Source organism: Shigella sonnei, from assembly GCF_002950395.1.
GTDB lineage: Bacteria > Pseudomonadota > Gammaproteobacteria > Enterobacterales > Enterobacteriaceae > ECMA0423.
In genome coordinates this window covers 2,079,850-2,098,276 of the sequence record NZ_CP026802.1, presented here as the reverse complement: position 1 = coordinate 2,098,276, position 18,427 = coordinate 2,079,850, and the positions used below count along the sequence as shown (strand labels likewise).

Here is an 18,427-nt window from a genome sequence, read left to right as displayed (position 1 = left end):
CTACATAATGCCGCGCATGCCGCGGCATTGTTTTCATGGAAGACGAAACGTTGGGATTTTTTAAGAAAACATCTTCATCTCATGCTCGCCTGAATGTGCCTGCGCTGGTGCAGGTGGCGGCGCTCGCCATTATTATGATCCGTGGCCTCGACGTGCTGATGATTTTCAATACGCTGGGCGTGCGCGGTATTGGCGAGTTCATTCATCGCAGCGTACAAACCTGGAGTTTAACGCTGGTCTTTTTAAGCAGTCTGGTGCTGGTTTTCATTGAGATCTGGTGTGCGTTTTCACTGGTGAAAGGGCGTCGCTGGGCGCGCTGGCTATATCTGCTGACACAAATCACCGCCGCAAGTTACTTGTGGGCGGCTTCGCTGGGGTACGGTTATCCGGAGCTGTTCAGCATTCCCGGTGAATCAAAACGTGAAATCTTCCATAGCCTGATGCTGCAGAAGCTGCCGGATATGCTCATCCTGATGCTGCTGTTCGTTCCCTCGACCAGTCGGCGGTTCTTCCAGTTGCAATAATGTGTATAATCGTCGCCCCTGATGATGTGAAGGTCAATGTATGCAGTGCGCACTTTACGACGCGGGTCGCTGTCGTTCCTGTCAGTGGATAACGCAGCCGATTCCAGAGCAACTCTCCGCTAAAACCGCCGATCTTAAAAATCTGCTCGCCGATTTTCCGGTTGAGGAATGGTGCGCGCCGGTGTCAGGCCCGGAACAAGGGTTTCGTAATAAAGCCAAAATGGTGGTGAGTGGTAGCGTTGAAAAACCACTGCTCGGTATGCTGCATCGCGATGGCACGCCGGAAGACCTTTGTGACTGCCCGCTTTATCCTGCCTCTTTTGCGCCCGTTTTTGCGGCGCTAAAACCGTTTATCGCCCGTGCGGGGTTAACGCCCTACAACGTGGCGCGTAAGCGTGGCGAACTGAAATACATTCTGCTGACTGAAAGCCAGAGCGATGGCGGCATGATGCTGCGCTTTGTACTGCGTTCTGAAACCAAACTGGCACAACTGCGTAAGGCGCTGCCGTGGTTACAGGAACAACTACCGCAACTGAAAGTTATTACCGTCAATATTCAGCCGGTACATATGGCGATTATGGAAGGGGAGACGGAGATCTACCTGACTGAACAACAGGCGCTGGCAGAGCGTTTTAATGACGTACCGCTGTGGATCCGTCCGCAAAGTTTCTTCCAGACTAATCCGGCGGTCGCCAGCCAGCTGTACGCTACCGCGCGCGACTGGGTACGGCAGCTGCCAGTTAAACATATGTGGGATCTGTTCTGCGGTGTGGGTGGCTTTGGTTTACACTGCGCGACGCCTGACATGCAGTTAACCGGGATCGAAATTGCATCAGAGGCCATTGCCTGTGCAAAGCAGTCAGCCGCTGAACTGGGCTTAACGCGTTTGCAATTTCAGGCGCTGGACTCCACTCAGTTTGCCACCGCTCAGGGGGATGTGCCGGAGCTGGTGCTGGTTAACCCGCCGCGCCGCGGCATTGGTAAACCGCTGTGTGATTATCTCTCAACGATGGCACCGCGTTTTATTATCTACTCCAGCTGTAACGCCCAAACCATGGCGAAAGATATCCGCGAACTGCCAGGTTACCGCATCGAACGGGTACAGCTTTTTGATATGTTCCCGCACACCGCGCACTATGAAGTGATGACGCTGCTGGTGAAGCAATAAAAAAGCCGCAGGTGCGGCTTCAGATTGCTGATCAGGTGCGCTTTGTTCATGCCGGATGCGGCGTGTACGCCTTATCCGGCCTACAAAATCATGCTAAATCAATACATTGCAGAGTTGATGTGGGCCAGATAAGCGCAGCGCATCAGGCAATCTTACTTTTGTCATCAGTCTCAATTACTGCGGGAACCACTGGTCATTGATTTTCTGATATGTACCGTCAGCTTTAATTGCTGCCAGCGCGTTATTCAGTTTTTCCAGCAGAGCTTTGTTATCCGGACGTACAGCGATGCCCAGACCGGTGCCGAAGTATTGCGGATCGGTCACTTTTTCAGTAGCAACGCCCAGTTGCGGATTGGTTTTCAGCCATTCGTTTACCACCGCTGTGTCACCAAATACCCCATCAATACGACCATTTTTCAGATCGATAAAGGCATTCTGATAACTGTCATAGGAGACAGTTTTCACTTCGGGGTGCTGATCCTGAATATATTTCTGGTGCGTGGTGCCGTTTTCCATCCCAATACGTTTGCCTTTCAGATCGGCAAACGTTTTGTAGGTATCTTTTTTGGCAATCACGACGGCTGAGTTTTCATAGTAGGGCGTGGTAAACGATACCTGCTTGCTACGCTCGGGCGTGATATCCATACCGGAGATTACGGAGTCATATTTTCTGAATTTCAGTGACGGGATCAGGCTGTCGAACGCGTGATTAGTAAAAGTACATTCTGCCTGCATTTGTTTGCACAAGGCTTTTGCCAGATCGATATCAAAGCCGACAATCTCATTATTAGCACCTATAGATTCAAAGGGTGGATAGGTGGCTGAAACGCCAAAATTGATTTTCTCTGCGGCAGAAGCACCGAAAGTAAAGGAAGCAAGTAAAGCGGCAAGAACTAACTTTTTCATGATGGAACTCCCGTCTGTCAATCTTATGATTTTTGGCCGTGTCTGCGGCATGGGATAACAATGCCATCAAGTGAATTTATATGCAATAAATATGATTAAATAATTTAAATGAAATAAAAAAAGACGGATAACTTAGTGAGTTGTCCGTCTTCATTATAAGAATTTATGCACTATGTAGGCCGGATAAGGCGTCCACGCCGCATCCGGCACAGGCACCGTGCTGATGTCTGATGCGACGCTGGCGCGTCTTATCAGACCTACAAACCCCCCCGGCGAATGTACGCAGCTACATTAATTCCGCCGTTCGAATGCCAGTGCTTTGCGCTCGATCAGACGCATCATCAGCGTCAGCAGGCCGTTGACGACCAGGTAAATAATCCCTGCCGCACCGAACACCATTACATCGTAGGTGCGTCCGTACAACAACTGGCTGTATCCCATCACTTCCATCAGCGTAATGGTGTAAGCCAGAGAGGTACTTTTGAACACCAGCACCACTTCGTTGGAATAAGAAGAGAGCGAGCGTTTAAAGGCATACGGCAGCAGGAGCGCCAGCGTATCTTTTTTGCTCATTCCCAGGGCGCTACAGGACTGCCACTGACCTTCTGGGATCGCACGAATTGCACCGTAAAACAGCTGCGTGGTATACGCCGCACTGTTCAGCGATAACGCAATCAGCGCACATAACCACGGTTCTGACAACAAATGCCACAGTGCCGGATACTCCTGCAACGTCGGAAACTGGCCCGGCCCGTAATAAATCAGGAAGATCTGCACCAGCAGCGGCGTACCGGTAAACAGCGTGATATAACCCCGCACCAGCCACACCAGCACCGGCGTTTTCAGCGTCAGGATGATGGTAAAAATCAATGCCAGAATCAGTGCCACAATCAGCGAGGCAACGGTTAGCGTCAGGCTGGTGTGTAGCCCTTTCATCAGTTCGGGTAAATACTCAAACATTAGCTGGGCCTCCGCTCAAAACGTGTCGCGCGCAGGTCAATGCGTTTGAGAATGTACTGACTGAGCAGGGTGATCACCAGGTAAATCGCCGCCGCCACAATGTACCAGGTAAATGGTTCCTGGGTACGAGTAGCGATGCTTTTTGTTTGCAGCATTAAATCATTCACACTAATCAAACTGACCAGCGCGGTATCTTTCAGCAGCACCAGCCACTGGTTACCGAGGCCAGGCAGCGCATGACGCCACATCTGCGGCATCACCAGACGGAAAAAGATAGCCGATTTCGACAGCCCCAGCGCCTGACCAGACTCCCACTGACCCACCGGCACCGCTTTCAACGCGCCCCGAAGCGTTTGCGAGGCATAGGCGGCATACAGCAGTGACAGAGCGATGACACCACAAAGGAACGGGCTAACGTCGAAGTTCTCAATGTCCATCTGCACTGGGATCTGCACGAACCCAAGATTGATAGTGAAGCCATCCGAAAGCGTCAGCAGCAGCTGCGAGGAGCCAAAATAGATAAACAGCACCACCAGAATTTCTGGCAGGCCACGCAGAATGGTTACCAGCGCTGAACCTGCCCACGCGACAGGACGCCATTTTGCCGACTCCCATACCGCAAAGAACATCGCCAGCGCCAGCCCGACAATCAATGCACAAACGGCAAGGCCGACGGTCATCCCGGCGGCGCTTGCTAAAGGAAAAAATTCATTCATCAGGAATTACTTCTGGAACCATTTGTTGTAGATGGTTTCGTAAGTGCCATCTTTCTTCACTTTTTCCAGCGCAGTGTTGAGTTTCTGCTGCAGCTCAGTGTTGCCCTGACGTACCGCGATGCCGAGGCCAGTGCCGAAGTAATCTTTATCGGTCACTTTGTCGCCCACCGCCGCCAGTTTCGGGTTATCTTTCAGCCACTCAGTGACCACTGCGGTGTCACCGAAGACGCCGTCGATACGCCCGTTTTGCAGATCCAGTTTTGCGTTCTGGTAGCTGTCATACGGAACGGTAGTGATTTCCGGGTGCTTATCCATAATGAATTTCTGGTGTGTCGTCCCGTTCTGTACGCCGACTTTTTTGCCTTTCAGCTGATCAACACTGGTGTATTTGCCTTGCTGACCCACAAACAGGGCAGAGTTGTCATAGTACGGGGTGGTAAACAGCACCTGCTTTTCACGCTCCGGAGTGATATCCATGCCCGCCATCACGGCTTCTACGCGACGGAATTTCAGGCTTGGGATCAGGCTGTCAAACGCCTGGTTAGAGAAAGTGCAGGTTGCATCAATCTCTTTACACAGCGCTTGTGCCAGGTCGACGTCAAAACCAACGATCTGGTTGTTTGCATCAATCGATTCAAACGGAGGATAGGATGCTTCGGTAGCAAAACGAATGGTTTCGGCAGCTGTGGCGGAAAGACTAAAACCTGCAATTAACGCGGCAATCAGAACTTTTTTCATTGTTGTTATCCCGAATCTTAGTGAGAGAGATAGTTTTTAAATGCTTCGGTTTGCGGCTCGGTAAAGCAGCTCGCGTCGCCTTGTTCTACGATATGACCATTTTCCATATACACCACTCGGCTGGCGGTTTTACGCGCCACTTCAACTTCGTGGGTGACGATCACCTGGGTAATATTCGTTTCTGCCAGCTCACGAATGATGCTGACGATTTGTGCCGTAATTTCCGGGTCCAGTGCGGCGGTCGGTTCATCGAACAGCAGTACCTGCGGTTCCATCATCAACGCACGGGCAATAGCAACACGCTGCTGCTGACCACCAGAAAGATGCAGCGGGTAACGATCGCTATAAGGTTTGAGACGCAGACGTTCCAGCAGTTTTTCTGCACGGGCCAGCGCCTGATCTTTACTCAACCCCAGTACACGGCAGGGCGCTTCAATCAGGTTTTGCTGCACGGTCAGATGCGGCCACAGGTTGTATTGCTGAAACACCATGCCAACGTTACGACGCAAATCGCGAATCGCTTTGTCAGAGGGTGTTTTGGTGAAATCGAAATGGTTGCCTGCAATGTTGAGCGTACCGGAGCGTGGCATCTCAAGCAGATTGAGTACACGCAGCAGCGAGCTTTTACCCGCGCCGCTGGGGCCAAGTAACACCAGCGTTTCGCCCTGTGGGCAATCCAGCGTGATATCGAACAGCGCCTGATGCGCGCCGTAGAAGCAATTAATGCCGTTTAATTGAATACTCATTGACACTCGTATACTGGCAGTCTGATAGCTATTGAGGTCGAAGATAGTACCTTTGACAGAATAATTATGCAATATTTCTGCTTTAAAAGTTAAAAGCAAAGCGCATTATTCAATAAACATAGCACAAAATAACGGGGGCGGTGGTCGGCGAGCATAAATGTCGGCATTCCTCACGAAATGCCGGACAATTTACGGGGTTTATTGGTTGATCAAGGCGTTAGCGATTCTCGATGGACTGACGGAGCGTACCCGCCGTGGCATGAACGCTGCCGCCTAAGTAGCGCACATCGTCGATGACCCAACACTGGCCTTCCTGAATCATTAACACTTCATCCTGCCAACCCTGGTCACCCTGTTTGAGATCTACGCGCAATGGAATGTTACGGGCATCACGATTAGGGATAGTCGATGCACTGGCAACGTGGGCGCTATCTGGCAAGGTGGTTCGACTGGAGAACGGATCGCTGCTTAACAATTCACGATGACTATTATCGCGGCTGGCATCGCTAAGAAGGGTTGCCAGTTTGTCACTCAAATAGGGGCGCAGGGCGGTAATGTCATTGCTGCGATGTTGAATGCGGTAGTCATAGAATTGTTGAGCCACGCTGTCAGGCCCCCCTGGACACAGGAACCGGTGCGGGGACCGTTATCTTTATAAGCTGGCGTGACGGTGGTACAGGCACTCAGCAGCAGTGCACATGGAATAAGTAGAGATAGTGAACGGTAGCGCATAATCATTTCCTTATTAGCTTGCTGTCTGCGTCACACTACGACCAAACGCTATCAGATTATTTAATACATTGTTTTTAATACAATTCTGAAACAATCTGAACACCTGATTGGGTTTGAGTCCATTGCTGGCTATCCACTCAAGGTTGCTCGTAGCTGACTTACTTAAATTACCCAAACAATAGACAGTGTAAACCATTTGTGAGGTTGAGCGTGTTATATGGCTGAAATGATCATTTAAGGTAAATATGATAGTTCTGAAATGGTGGTATAAATCCTCCTGTAGAGGTTAAGAGCATCTGCAAGAAGCCAGTTTCACATTTATAACGCGTGATAAATGAACGCGGTTATTGTCTAATCATTACAAAATTTTTCACATGCGATAAGAGATCCTGCGATTAAGATGATTGCCAAAATTACGTTGTATTTTTGAAAATGAGCGAAATTTGATAGTCCCAGCTTTGACTCTCGATAATATTATTTATGCTACAATTGTGGGTAAAGAATTTAAGCTAATGAATTTTAGCGAAGAATAAATTAAGTTGTTTCAGTATCTCGTTAATTAATATGAATATAAAAGGCGTTGTGCTTTTATAATTATAAAGCACGAGGAGTTCGGTGGATTATCGTTTTTCTTGGGTGATTTTTAATATGATAAACAATATATCTGATCAAGCATCATCATTTCCAGGCACACAACTAAATCAAAGTGATAATTTCCTGGATTCACTGAGGGAATTTTTCGCGATATTAAATTCCAGTCGTAAGGGTGAGTTGTCTACATGGGATACCATCTACTTGCATCTGATATTAGCAATAAATGCTGACAGTGATCTCATAAAAAATGATGTGTTGCTCGCGGAAAATATGCCATCAGCGAATTACCAATTTAATACTTTTTTTAGTAATGCTTTCGAGACTGATGTTAAAAAATATCTGGGTAAATCAGAAGATAACGAAGTTGAAATAAAGGCGGGTAATGAAAGAATCTCTATTGGAATACGTAATGTATCGAATGGGAAACTTGAAAGACAACAGTTTCTTTTCCCTCTGGACTATGAGAATAAATTACAAGATCAATTAGACAAGCATTTTACGATTGAATCGCACCCATTATTATACAGGCATACCATTGGTAGTAAAATTGCGAATGTGATTTTTGAAAAATTATACAGCCGTATTGACTTTAACAAAGAACAATATATATCCTTTATAAAGGGCGCGTTTATTCATTTTTATGATTATAGCAGGCGATATGCAATTAGTGAGAATATCGAAAAAGACGCTGTAACAAATAATATCGCATTGATGAACACTTTTTATGACAGTGATAATACGTCAGGTGAGGTTTTAAATAATGATTTTACAGAAGAAGAGCCATTTGAAACTGCGTTAGATGTAGAGCATACAATAGTGCTTGGATTTGCTGATGATAATTTTGAAACAAAACCTGTTCATTATCAGGATTTATTAACACGATTTAGTGCCTTTCAAGATACCGTGTTTAATCTGTTTCCTGAAATGCGCTCTTCGCATTACCACGATATTTGTAGCGTATGTGTGGATATGACAAAGGGAACGCAATGCATGATTCACTTGATGGTGAATGAAGAAGTTTTCATGTCTCTGCCTGTTCCAGTTGCCACGATGGTACGTGAAGATGCAAGTAATTTAGTCAATCTTAAAACACTACTCAATGATGGTTTTTTCATTAAATATAGTCATTTTAATGACGTGGCATTAATAAAGCAAAACATAAGTAATCTCTACTTATCACACACTGTTGTGAATGAAAGCATATTGAAAAAATGTTGTTTTGAAAACGGCAGTTTAGGTGATGTTAAAATAACAAATAGCAATATAATAAATAATGTATTCAAAAATGTTTCGTTTAGATCTGTTAAAATTAACAACGTAAATACTCATTCTTTAAAATTTATTAATTGCCATTTTTTTAATGTTGATATGATAAGAGTTAATTTCAGCAAATGTCTTTTTCATGACTGTAGTATGCATGGTGTCAAGATAAAACCATGGTTGCCAGTAAAATGGACAAAAGAGTTAATAAATGATTATTTGTATGGCTGTTTACTATCTCTGTACTCTATCTGTGCAAGGGATATATATAATATGAGCGCCGGGAATAACGTGAAGGTTGCTGCGGATGCTTTCCTTGAAATTATTTTCTCTCTTAAGAATAAATATTGCATTAAACTATTAAGCGCTCAGGAACGGGCGTTTATTTACGAATTTGCAAGAATGATCTTCGCTTATATTAATGACAAAAGCATTGAGATCTTATTACTTTCTTGTTTTGCGGCGTCTGACCAAAAAGCAATCCAGAGGTATATACCTCAGTCACAAGATGGGGAAGACTTTAGGAGTCATTTACAATATAAGTTGCCTCTTTCCGCTCATTAATGTTGTTGGTGCAACATAATAAGACAGGTAAGCGGTACCCTATAATGAAACCAATATCGGGTTATGCAACGGATAATCGTAAAGACTTAAGTGGGTGTTTTTGACACAATGAGATGATTTCCTAAACTGATCAAAACCTTCTTCCCAACATGGCATATCAGTTCGATAATGCTTTAGAGATCGAAGGCTTAACAAACAAGGAGATCGATCATGCAATTTTCTACAACCCCAACTCTGGAAGGCCAGACCATCGTTGAATATTGCGGTGTGGTGACCGGCGAAGCGATTTTAGGTGCCAATATTTTCCGTGATTTCTTTGCCGGTATCCGCGATATCGTTGGCGGACGTTCCGGTGCGTATGAAAAAGAACTGCGTAAAGCACGGGAGATCGCCTTTGAGGAATTAGGCTCCCAGGCGCGGGCGCTGGGGGCCGATGCCGTCGTCGGTATTGATATCGACTACGAAACGGTCGGGCAAAACGGCAGTATGCTGATGGTTAGCGTCAGCGGTACGGCGGTGAAAACGCGTCGATGAGAAGAGTCTTCTGGCTGGTCGCTGCCGCTCTGTTATTGGCAGGGTGTGCAGGCGAAAAAGGCATTGTCGAGAAAGAGGGATATCAGCTTGATACCCGACGCCAGGCGCAGGCGGCGTATCCGCGCATTAAAGTGCTGGTGATCCACTACACCGCAGATGATTTTGATAGCTCGCTGGCGACACTGACCGATAAGCAGGTCAGCTCGCATTATCTGGTCCCTGCGGTACCACCGCGATACAACGGTAAACCGCGCATCTGGCAACTGGTGCCGGAACAAGAACTGGCCTGGCATGCGGGGATTAGCGCCTGGCGCGGGGCAACGCGCCTTAACGACACCTCTATTGGCATTGAGCTGGAAAACCGTGGCTGGCAAAAATCGGCCGGAGTGAAATATTTTGCCCCGTTTGAACCGACACAGATTCAGGCGCTTATTCCACTGGCGAAAGATATTATTGCCCGTTATCACATCAAGCCGGAAAACGTAGTGGCACATGCGGATATCGCACCGCAGCGCAAAGACGATCCGGGGCCATTATTTCCCTGGCAGCAACTGGCGCAGCAGGGGATTGGTGCCTGGCCGGATGCGCAGCGGGTTAACTTTTACCTTGCCGGGCGCGCGCCGCACACACCGGTAGATACCGCGTCATTGCTGGAGCTTTTGGCGCGCTACGGTTATGACGTTAAACCTGATATGACACCGCGCGAGCAGCGGCGCGTGATTATGGCATTCCAGATGCATTTCCGCCCGACGTTATATAACGGCGAAGCGGATGCAGAAACTCAGGCGATTGCCGAAGCATTGCTGGAGAAATACGGGCAGGATTAGCGCGGCAGTTTTCCGTGGTCGCGTAGCCAGGCGGCAGTTTTCTCGATACCTTCATCTAGGGTGATGATCGGCTGATAACCTAACTCTTCCTGCGCACGCGTAATATCCAGCGTAAAGTCAAAATTCAACTTGGAGACGCCGTAGTGGGTCAGCGGCGGCTCTTTTGCTGACTTGCGGCCTAAACGCTCCATGCTGCGGGCGATCATATCCAGCATCGGGTAGGGGACGGAACGAATACGACAGTCAATATTCAACTCGTCGATCAGCTTCTGCACGATGCTGCGCAGTGTGCGATGCTCGCCGTTGGTGATATTGTACACACGCCCGGAAGGTAGCTTATCGCAGGCTTCCTGGCTTGCCAGCCACATTGCGTGCACGGTATTTTCATAGTAGGTCATATCGACCAGCGCACTGCCGCCATGCGGTAACAGAATACTGCCGTAGTGGTGCATCATATGCGCCAGACGGGGAATAAAGACTTTATCGTGCGGTCCGAACAGACTTTGTGGGCGCAGAATAGTAAAGCGCGTTTGTGGATTCGCCTGCGAAAGCATATTGATCACTTCTTCGCTGGCTGCTTTGCTGCGGGCAAACTCGTTGGCGAAGCGGTGAGGGCGAAAATCTTCTTTAATATCGCGATGGTGGTGATAATCGAAGTACAGGGAGGGGGAAGAGATATGAATAAAGTTACGCACACCCCAGGCGACAGCCCATTCACCCAGGCGGCGAGTGGCGCGAACGTTAGCCAGATCGAAAGCCTGTTGTGTCCCCCAGGGTGAGGTAAAGCTGGAGCAGTGCCACAGCGTATCAATGCCCGCGAGCATCACTTTAGCTTGTGATGAAACCAGCTCGGTCAGATCCGCCGGAACAAACTCTGCGCCCATTTTTTCCAGCAATTTGCCCATTGCCTCGTTGCGACCGGTCGCTCGCACGCTGATGCCTTTCTGGCATAAAAACTCTACCGCGTTTCGACCTAAGCCGCTGGTGGCGCCGGTAACCAGTACCTTCATATCAATCCACTGTTGTTGAGAAAATGACGTGCGCATTCTTCCGTGATTTCCCCCATGATGCAATGGGAAACATGAAAGAATAACGCAGGTTTTGTCGATTAATCTGTGCTTTGTTCTGCCAGTCTGGCGATTTGTTTTGCCATTCCGCGAAAAATAAACAGATGCGCGGGGATCATCAATAACCAGTAAAACAGCCCCGGCATACCGTGCGGATGCCAGAAAGCGCGGACATCGATAGTACGATAGTCGCCTTTATCTTCCAGGCTAAAACACAGTCGTCCCAGCCCCGACGCTTTCATGCCAAATAACAACGTAAGTTGTTTTTCCGGTTCAACGACAATCACTTTCCAGCTATCCACCGCATCGCCAGTCTGTAAATATTCGCGCTCCGGGCGGCCTTTCGCCAGCTTATGACCGATCGCGCGGTCCATCAACGCCCGTGTCTGCCACAAAATATTGCCAAAGAAATAACGCTCTTTACCGCCGATTTGGTTCACTACCTGCCATAAAGCAGCAAGGCTGGCGGACGTTTTAACGGTAAACCCCGCCTGTTTGGCAAAATAACCGTACTCCGGTCGCCAGCGGGCAAAGGCCTGAGCGTCGTAGCCCCAGTCGCTGGAGTTGACCAGTTTTTCCTCCTCTTTCAACGTGCTACGTACCGCGTCATCGAAAGCGATCAGCCGTTGTGGGATGAGTGCACGTAGCGCGGTATCATCCGCCAGCAGATCGTGTTTCAGCCCCTGAATCAACGCCCTGGCGGTGGTGGGCGGTACGGAAGTAATCACATTGAGAAACCACACCGAAATCCAGCGGGTGGGGAGGGGGATGGGGATCAACCAGCGGCGCTTACCGCTCACCGCCATAAAATGTTCAAACTGTTGCTGATAACTGAGCACCTCTGGTCCGGCGGCTTCGAAGATGCGGTGTTCGCTGGCCGGATGATCTAACAACGCCACCAGATAGTGCAGCAAGTTTTCCAGCGCGATGGGCGTGGTGCGTGAACGTACCCAGCGTGGCGGCGTTAACACTGGCAGGTTGTAGACCATATCGCGCATGACTTCGAACGCCGCTGAACCTGCGCCAACGATAATTCCGGCCCGAAGTTCGGTCACAGGTACATTCGCTTCACGAAGAATGTCCGCCGTAGCCTGACGAGCACGCAGATGATCCGACTGCTCATGTGGCGGGGCCTGCAACGAACTGAGAAAGATTAATTGCTTAACTGGTACTTCACGTAGCGCATCGCGGACGTTGAGAGCCACCTGGCGCTCCTGAGCGATAAAATCGCCGCCTTCGCCCATGCTGTGCACCAGAAAATAGACGGTATCGATATCCTGCAACAGGGCCGGAAGGTTATCCGGCCAGCTGAGATCGACTTTATGGCAACTGACGTTTGCCAGTTGCAGCTTTGCAAGCCTGTCGACATGACGTGCCGCCGCCAGGATCTGATGCCCTTGCTGGCTGAGTGTGCGCACCAGATGCTGACCAATGTAGCCACTGGCACCGAGAACTAAAATGCGTTGCGGCACGTCTCTCTCCTTAACGCGCCAGGAATGCGCGCCAGTGGGCGGCGACTTCCGCCAGTTGTTCGCGCGAGACGTCAAGATGCGTCACCAGGCGGACAATCGGCGAGGCGTTAATCAGCACGTTTCTCGCTTTCATGTATTCGCCTAACGCGGCAGCATTTTCTTCCCCGACGCGAACAAACAGCATATTAGTGTCCTGACGCATCACATCCGCGCCTGCTTCACGCAGTTGCTCCGCCATCCAGGCGGCGTTGTCGTGATCTTCCTGCAACCGTGCGACGTTATTTTTCAGGGCATACATCCCGGCGGCAGCCAGAATCCCGGACTGACGCATCCCGCCACCGGCCATTTTCCGCCAGCGGATGGCACGTTTAATGTAATCACGATTACCGACGAGTAATGAACCGACTGGCGTCCCAAGACCTTTCGACAGGCAAATGGTGAACGAATCACAATATTGCGTGATCTCTTTCAGTTCGCAGCCGTAAGCCACCACGGCATTAAAGATGCGCGCACCGTCAACATGCAGCGCCAGATTGCGCTTGCGGGTAAATTCCCATGCTTCTTTCAGGTATTCACGCGGCAGCACTTTGCCGTTGTGGGTGTTTTCTAGACTGAGTAATTTGGTGCGGGCGAAATGGATATCGTCGGGTTTGATTTTCATCGCCACTTTATCCAGCGGTAGCGTGCCGTCGGCAGCCGCGTCGATGGGTTGCGGTTGAATACTGCCCAGCACCGCTGCGCCACCGGCTTCAAACAGATAATTATGCGCGGCCTGACCGACAATATACTCTTCGCCGCGTTCGCAGTGACTGAGCAGAGCGACCAGGTTAGCCTGGGTGCCGGTCGGCAGAAAAATGGCGGCTTCTTTACCGGAAAGCTCTGCGGCGTAGTCCTGCAGAGCATTAACGGTAGGGTCGTCTCCGTAAACGTCGTCCCCAACCGGGGCGGCCATCATTGCTTCGAGCATGGCGCGGCTCGGTCGGGTAACGGTATCACTGCGTAAATCAATCATGGCATGTCCTTATTATGACGGGAAATGCCACCCTTTTTACCTTAGCCAGTTCGTTTTCGCCAGTTCGATCACTTCATCGCCGCGTCCGCTGATGATTGCGCGCAACATATACAAGCTAAATCCTTTGGCCTGTTCGAGTTTGATCTGCGGTGGAATGGCTAACTCTTCTTTGGCGACCACCACATCCACCAGCACCGGACCGTCGATGGAGAAGGCGCGTTGCAGGGCTTCATCAACTTCAGACGCTTTTTCTACACGGATACCCGTAATGCCGCACGCTTCGGCAATGCGGGCAAAGTTTGTGTCGTGTAGTTCGGTGCCGTCAGTCAAATAGCCACCAGCTTTCATCTCCATCGCCACAAAGCCCAGCACGCTGTTGTTAAAGACGACAATTTTCACTGGCAGTTTCATCTGCACTACTGAGAGGAAATCGCCCATCAACATGCTAAAACCGCCATCGCCGCACATGGCGACCACCTGACGTTCTGGCTCTGTCGCCTGCGCACCCAGCGCCTGCGGCATGGCGTTAGCCATCGAACCGTGGTTAAACGAACCTAACAGGCGACGCTTGCCGTTCATTTTTAGATAACGTGCCGCCCACACCGTTGGCGTACCAACGTCACAGGTGAAAATAGCGTCATCGGCGGCAAAATGACTAATTTGCTGCGCCAGATATTGCGGGTGAATGGCTTTCTCGCTCGGTTTAGCTAAATCGTCCAGCCCTTTGCGGGCGTCGCGGTAATCTTCCAGCGCTTTATCCAGAAACTTGCGATCGGCTTTTTCTTCCACCAATGGAAGCAATGCACGCAGAGTCGACTTGATATCGCCGACCAGTGCCATATCCACCTTGCTGTGAGCGCCGATGCTGGCTGGGTTGATATCAATCTGAATGATTTTGGCATCGGTCGGGTAGAAGGCGCGGTAGGGAAATTGCGTGCCGAGTAGCACTAACGTGTCGGCGTTCATCATGGTATGGAAACCTGACGAGAAGCCGATTAACCCGGTCATTCCAACATCATACGGATTATCGTATTCGACATGTTCTTTACCGCGCAGGGCATGAACAATAGGCGCTTTAATTTTCCCGGCAAACTCAACTAACTCTTTATGCGCCCCCGCGCAGCCGCTGCCACACATCAGGGCGATATTGCTGGAATAACGCAGCAGTTGCGCCAGTTTGCGTAACTCTTCTTCTTCCGGCGTCACGACTGGTTGTGGCGCATGATACCAGTGCGTGGTTGCCCCTTCTGGCGCAGGTTTTAACGCCACGTCGCCTGGTAACACGACAACCGAAACGCCACGGTTAAGCACCGCTTTGCGCATGGCAATCGCCAGTACTTGTGGGATCTGCTCCGGGCTGGAAACCAGCTCGCAATAGTGACTACATTCGCGGAATAGCTCTTGTGGGTGGGTTTCCTGGAAATAGCCGCTGCCAATTTCGCTGGAGGGAATATGAGCGGCAATCGCCAGTACCGGAACGTGATTGCGGTGGCAATCGAACAGGCCGTTGATTAAGTGCAGGTTGCCGGGGCCGCACGATCCGGCGCAGACCGCCAGTTCTCCGCTAAGTTGTGCTTCAGCGCCAGCGGCAAAGGCCGCCACTTCTTCGTGGCGGGTGGACATCCACTCGATGGTGCCCATGCGATTAAGACTGTCACTAAGACCGTTCAGAGAGTCGCCTGTGACTCCCCAGATGCGTTTCACCCCTGCCGATTCGAGTGTTTTGGCGATATAAGCTGCAACCGTTTGTTTCATGGTTCTCCATCTCCTGAATGTGATAACGGTAACAAGTTTAGTTCATCTGACGGAGGGGGAAGGGATGGGAGAGAAAGGAGGCACTAACGGTTAAATAGCCCGATGAAAGGAATATCATCGGGCATAAGGCGATTATGCGAGAACCAAATCCCCCTGCGGATGGCAGGAGCAGGCCAGTACGTAACCTTCAGCGATTTCGGCGTCGGTCAGCGTCATTGTACTGCTCACCGTATATTCACCGGAAACCACTTTTGTCTTACAGCAGCCGCAAACACCCGCACGGCAGGCAGCGACAACCGGAACGTTATTGCTTTCCAGCGCCTCCAGTAGCGTGGTGCCAACCGGGGCGTAAAATTCTCGTGCCGGTTGCAGTTTGGTGAATTTCAGACCGCTGGTCGCCGCTTCTGCTACTGGGGTGAAGAATTTCTCTTTAAAGAAACGCGTCACGCCGAGCGCTTTCACTTCCTGCTCTACCCAATCCATATACGGAGCCGGGCCGCAGGTCATCACGGTACGTGAAGCTAAGTCAGGTACACCTGCCAGCAGTTCGCGAGTGAGACGACCAGCGATAAAGCCTTCGGTAACGTTATTTTCTGCCACCAGCGTTACCGGATAGTTACGCCACTCATCGGCGAAAATAACATCCTGCGGCGTACGCACGTTGTAGATCACCCGCACATCGGCCTGTGGACGGTTCTTCGCAAGCCAGCGACGCATCGACATAATCGGCGTGACGCCGCAGCCTGCCGCCAGCAACAGGAATTTATCTTCTGCTTTATCGTCGCAGGTAAATTCCCCCATCGCGTCCGAAAGCCAGAGATAATCACCGCGTTTTACATCGCGCGTCAGCCACTGGGAGCCGACACCGTCATCAATCCGCCGCACGGTCAGGGTGATATATTCACTCACGCCTGGCGTGGAGGAAATGGTGTAAGCACGCAGCGTTTCCGCTGAGTTTCGCACGCTGACCAGTGCATATTGCCCGGCGCGATATGGGTAGTAATCGTGGCAAATCAGGGAAATCGTCCACACATCCGGCGTTTCTTGCGTAATGTGATGAACCTGCATCCGCCACGGGCATTGATTCGTTGGCATCGTCATCGACAAACTCCTTACGCGCTCAACAGTTGCTTCATGTCTTCTTCAACAGTGGTGATAGAACGCAGGCCGAATTTCTCGTTCAGCACCGCCAGCAGGTCTGGTGTCAGGAAACCAGGTGCAGTCGGGCCGGTGACGATATTTTTCACGCCCAGAGAAAGCAGCGTCAGCAGAATGACGATCGCTTTCTGTTCAAACCAGGAGAGCACCAGCGACAGCGGCAGATCGTTCACACCACAGCCCAGTTTCTCTGCCAGAGTGACAGCCAGAATAATCGCTGAGTAAGCATCGTTACATTGACCTGCATCTACCAGACGCGGCAGACCTTCGATATCGCCAAACTCAAGTTTGTTAAAGCGATATTTACCACAGGCGAGGGTCAGGATCAGGCAGTCATCCGGCACGCTGGTGGCGAAATCGGTGAAGTAGTGGCGCTCGCCGCGTGCGCCGTCACAGCCACCAAGCAGGAAGATATGACGCAGTTTTTCACGGCTCACCAGATCAATCAGCGTATCAGCAGCGCCAAGCAGCGTCTGGCGACCAAAACCCACGGTGATAAGGTGCGGAATTTCGCTGTACGGGAAGCCTGCCATCTGTTGCGCCTGGGTGATAACCGCAGAGAAATCATCACCGTCCAGATGACGCACGCCAGGCCAGCCAACAATGCTGCGGGTCCAGATACGATCGTCATAAGCGCCTACGGTTGGGTCGATGATGCAGTTCGAGGTCATCACGATGGGGCCAGGGAAACGAGCGAACTCCACTTGCTGATTCTGCCAGCCGCTGCCGTAGTTACCGACCAGATGCTTGAATTTACGCAGCTCCGGGTAGCCATGCGCAGGCAGCATTTCGCCGTGGGTGTAGACATTAACGCCCGTGCCTTCGGTCTGTTCCAGCAGGTTGTAGAGATCTTTGAGATCGTGACCGGAAATCAGAATGCATTTACCCGCCGTCGCTTTGACGTTGACCTGGGTTGGCGTCGGGTGACCGTATTTACCGGTTTCGCCTGCATCCAGAATGCTCATCACTTTGAAGTTCATCTGGCCGATTTCCATTGAACACTCAAGAAGCGCGTTCATATCGGCAGGCCAGGTCCCCAGCCACGCCATGATTTTATGGTACTGGGCATAAATATCGTTGTCGTATTGACCGAGAACATGCGCGTGTTCCATATAGGCCGCCGCACCTTTCAGGCCATACAGGCACAGCAGACGCAGGCCGAGAATGTTTTCGCCAATCGCCGCTTTATCTTTGTTAGGGGTAAATTCTGCTGCCTGACGTTGCAGCTCGCCGAGATCATCGCTCACCAGTTGCAGGTCAGCCATCGGGTTATCGACGCGCGCGTTGGCATCTACAGCCAGGCATTGTGCTTTCAGCGCCTCGCGCAAGGCAATCGCTTCACGAGCGTAGCCGACAATACGCGGAGAATCGAAGTTAACGTTGGTCAGGGTTGAGAAAAAGGCACGTGGCGCGAAGCTGTCAACATCGTGGTTGATGATGCCGTATTCACACGCTTTTACCGCCCAGGCAGAAAGCCCTTGCAGCGCCGCGATGAGTAAATCCTGAAGGTCAGAAGTTTCCGCCGTTTTACCACACATCCCCTGCGCGTATGAGCAGCCGTTTCCTGCCGGAGTACGGATAGTTTGTTCACATTGCACACAAAACATGATCACACCTTTTAAAGTTATATTTAATATACATGTTTAAGGTTAAGACGCTTAACGCGGGGATAAAAGGGATTTTTCATGCAACTT

General features: G+C 50.4%; 16 protein-coding genes and 1 pseudogene. 5 read left to right on the top strand and 12 right to left on the bottom strand.

Annotation, left to right across the window (positions count from 1 at the left end; all coding sequences use genetic code 11):
* The first annotated feature begins 35 nt into the window (after positions 1 to 35).
* Together C1P89_RS11160 and rlmC are read left to right on the top strand one after the other, a co-directional pair.
* Positions 36 to 524: a YbjO family protein gene (locus tag C1P89_RS11160; RefSeq protein WP_000389260.1), complete on the top strand. Its 489-nt coding sequence runs from the start codon at positions 36 to 38 to the stop codon at positions 522 to 524.
* Between the two features lie 40 nt (positions 525 to 564).
* Positions 565 to 1,692, top strand: a complete 1,128-nt coding sequence (gene rlmC / locus C1P89_RS11155) for a 23S rRNA (uracil(747)-C(5))-methyltransferase RlmC (protein WP_001149730.1) — start codon at positions 565 to 567, stop codon at positions 1,690 to 1,692.
* A gap of 174 nt (positions 1,693 to 1,866) precedes the next feature.
* Here the strand turns inward: rlmC and artJ are convergent, their stop codons facing one another.
* The 6 genes and pseudogenes from artJ to C1P89_RS11125 all read right to left on the bottom strand — a co-directional run bounded on the left by artJ (position 1,867) and on the right by C1P89_RS11125 (position 6,490).
* Complete coding sequence (artJ, locus tag C1P89_RS11150) at positions 1,867 to 2,598, bottom strand: arginine ABC transporter substrate-binding protein ArtJ (protein ID WP_005139635.1); 732 nt, start codon at positions 2,596 to 2,598, stop codon at positions 1,867 to 1,869.
* A gap of 291 nt (positions 2,599 to 2,889) precedes the next feature.
* Positions 2,890 to 3,558 carry an arginine ABC transporter permease ArtM gene (gene artM / locus C1P89_RS11145; RefSeq protein WP_000464493.1) on the bottom strand — a complete coding sequence of 223 codons (669 nt, stop codon included), beginning with the start codon at positions 3,556 to 3,558 and terminating at the stop codon, positions 2,890 to 2,892.
* Positions 3,558 to 4,274 (bottom strand): arginine ABC transporter permease ArtQ, encoded by a 717-nt coding sequence (gene artQ / locus C1P89_RS11140; protein WP_001001691.1) that lies wholly within the window; start codon positions 4,272 to 4,274, stop codon positions 3,558 to 3,560. The genes artM and artQ overlap by 1 nt, the downstream gene beginning before the upstream one ends.
* Before the next feature lie 6 nt (positions 4,275 to 4,280).
* Complete coding sequence (gene artI, locus C1P89_RS11135; protein WP_000756569.1) at positions 4,281 to 5,012, bottom strand: arginine ABC transporter substrate-binding protein ArtI; 732 nt, start codon at positions 5,010 to 5,012, stop codon at positions 4,281 to 4,283.
* Positions 5,013 to 5,029: 17 nt separating this feature from the next.
* The gene (gene artP, locus C1P89_RS11130) at positions 5,030 to 5,758 is read right to left on the bottom strand and encodes an arginine ABC transporter ATP-binding protein ArtP (protein ID WP_000027205.1); all 729 of its coding nucleotides are present in this window, start codon (positions 5,756 to 5,758) and stop codon (positions 5,030 to 5,032) included.
* A gap of 217 nt (positions 5,759 to 5,975) precedes the next feature.
* Positions 5,976 to 6,490 (bottom strand): annotated as a pseudogene (locus C1P89_RS11125) (lipoprotein).
* A gap of 648 nt (positions 6,491 to 7,138) precedes the next feature.
* Here C1P89_RS11125 and C1P89_RS11115 point away from each other — a divergent pair.
* The 3 genes from C1P89_RS11115 to amiD all read left to right on the top strand — a co-directional run bounded on the left by C1P89_RS11115 (position 7,139) and on the right by amiD (position 10,269).
* Entirely contained in the window at positions 7,139 to 8,908 is a 1,770-nt protein-coding gene (locus C1P89_RS11115) for a pentapeptide repeat-containing protein (RefSeq protein WP_005149092.1), read from the top strand.
* A gap of 210 nt (positions 8,909 to 9,118) precedes the next feature.
* A complete protein-coding gene (locus tag C1P89_RS11105; protein ID WP_001160737.1) occupies positions 9,119 to 9,442 on the top strand; it encodes a heavy metal-binding domain-containing protein in 324 nt (107 codons plus the stop codon).
* Positions 9,439 to 10,269: an N-acetylmuramoyl-L-alanine amidase AmiD gene (gene amiD / locus C1P89_RS11100; RefSeq protein WP_001255170.1), complete on the top strand. Its 831-nt coding sequence runs from the start codon at positions 9,439 to 9,441 to the stop codon at positions 10,267 to 10,269. The genes C1P89_RS11105 and amiD overlap by 4 nt, the downstream gene beginning before the upstream one ends.
* Here amiD and C1P89_RS11095 read toward each other — a convergent pair.
* From C1P89_RS11095 to hcp, 6 genes are all read right to left on the bottom strand, one after another.
* A complete protein-coding gene (locus C1P89_RS11095) occupies positions 10,266 to 11,279 on the bottom strand; it encodes a 3-beta-hydroxysteroid dehydrogenase (RefSeq protein ID WP_005139652.1) in 1,014 nt (337 codons plus the stop codon). The genes amiD and C1P89_RS11095 overlap by 4 nt on opposite strands.
* 98 nt (positions 11,280 to 11,377) lie before the next feature.
* Complete coding sequence (locus tag C1P89_RS11090; protein ID WP_001136558.1) at positions 11,378 to 12,808, bottom strand: SDR family oxidoreductase; 1,431 nt, start codon at positions 12,806 to 12,808, stop codon at positions 11,378 to 11,380.
* A gap of 10 nt (positions 12,809 to 12,818) precedes the next feature.
* Complete coding sequence (gene ltaE / locus C1P89_RS11085) at positions 12,819 to 13,820, bottom strand: low-specificity L-threonine aldolase (RefSeq protein WP_000566388.1); 1,002 nt, start codon at positions 13,818 to 13,820, stop codon at positions 12,819 to 12,821.
* 36 nt (positions 13,821 to 13,856) lie between these two features.
* Positions 13,857 to 15,575: a ubiquinone-dependent pyruvate dehydrogenase gene (poxB, locus tag C1P89_RS11080; protein ID WP_000815362.1), complete on the bottom strand. Its 1,719-nt coding sequence runs from the start codon at positions 15,573 to 15,575 to the stop codon at positions 13,857 to 13,859.
* 132 nt (positions 15,576 to 15,707) lie between these two features.
* Positions 15,708 to 16,676, bottom strand: coding sequence for an NADH oxidoreductase (gene hcr, locus C1P89_RS11075; protein WP_000178677.1), 969 nt, complete (start codon positions 16,674 to 16,676; stop codon positions 15,708 to 15,710).
* 11 nt (positions 16,677 to 16,687) lie between these two features.
* Complete coding sequence (gene hcp / locus C1P89_RS11070) at positions 16,688 to 18,340, bottom strand: hydroxylamine reductase (protein ID WP_000458770.1); 1,653 nt, start codon at positions 18,338 to 18,340, stop codon at positions 16,688 to 16,690.
* Positions 18,341 to 18,427 lie beyond the last annotated feature (87 nt).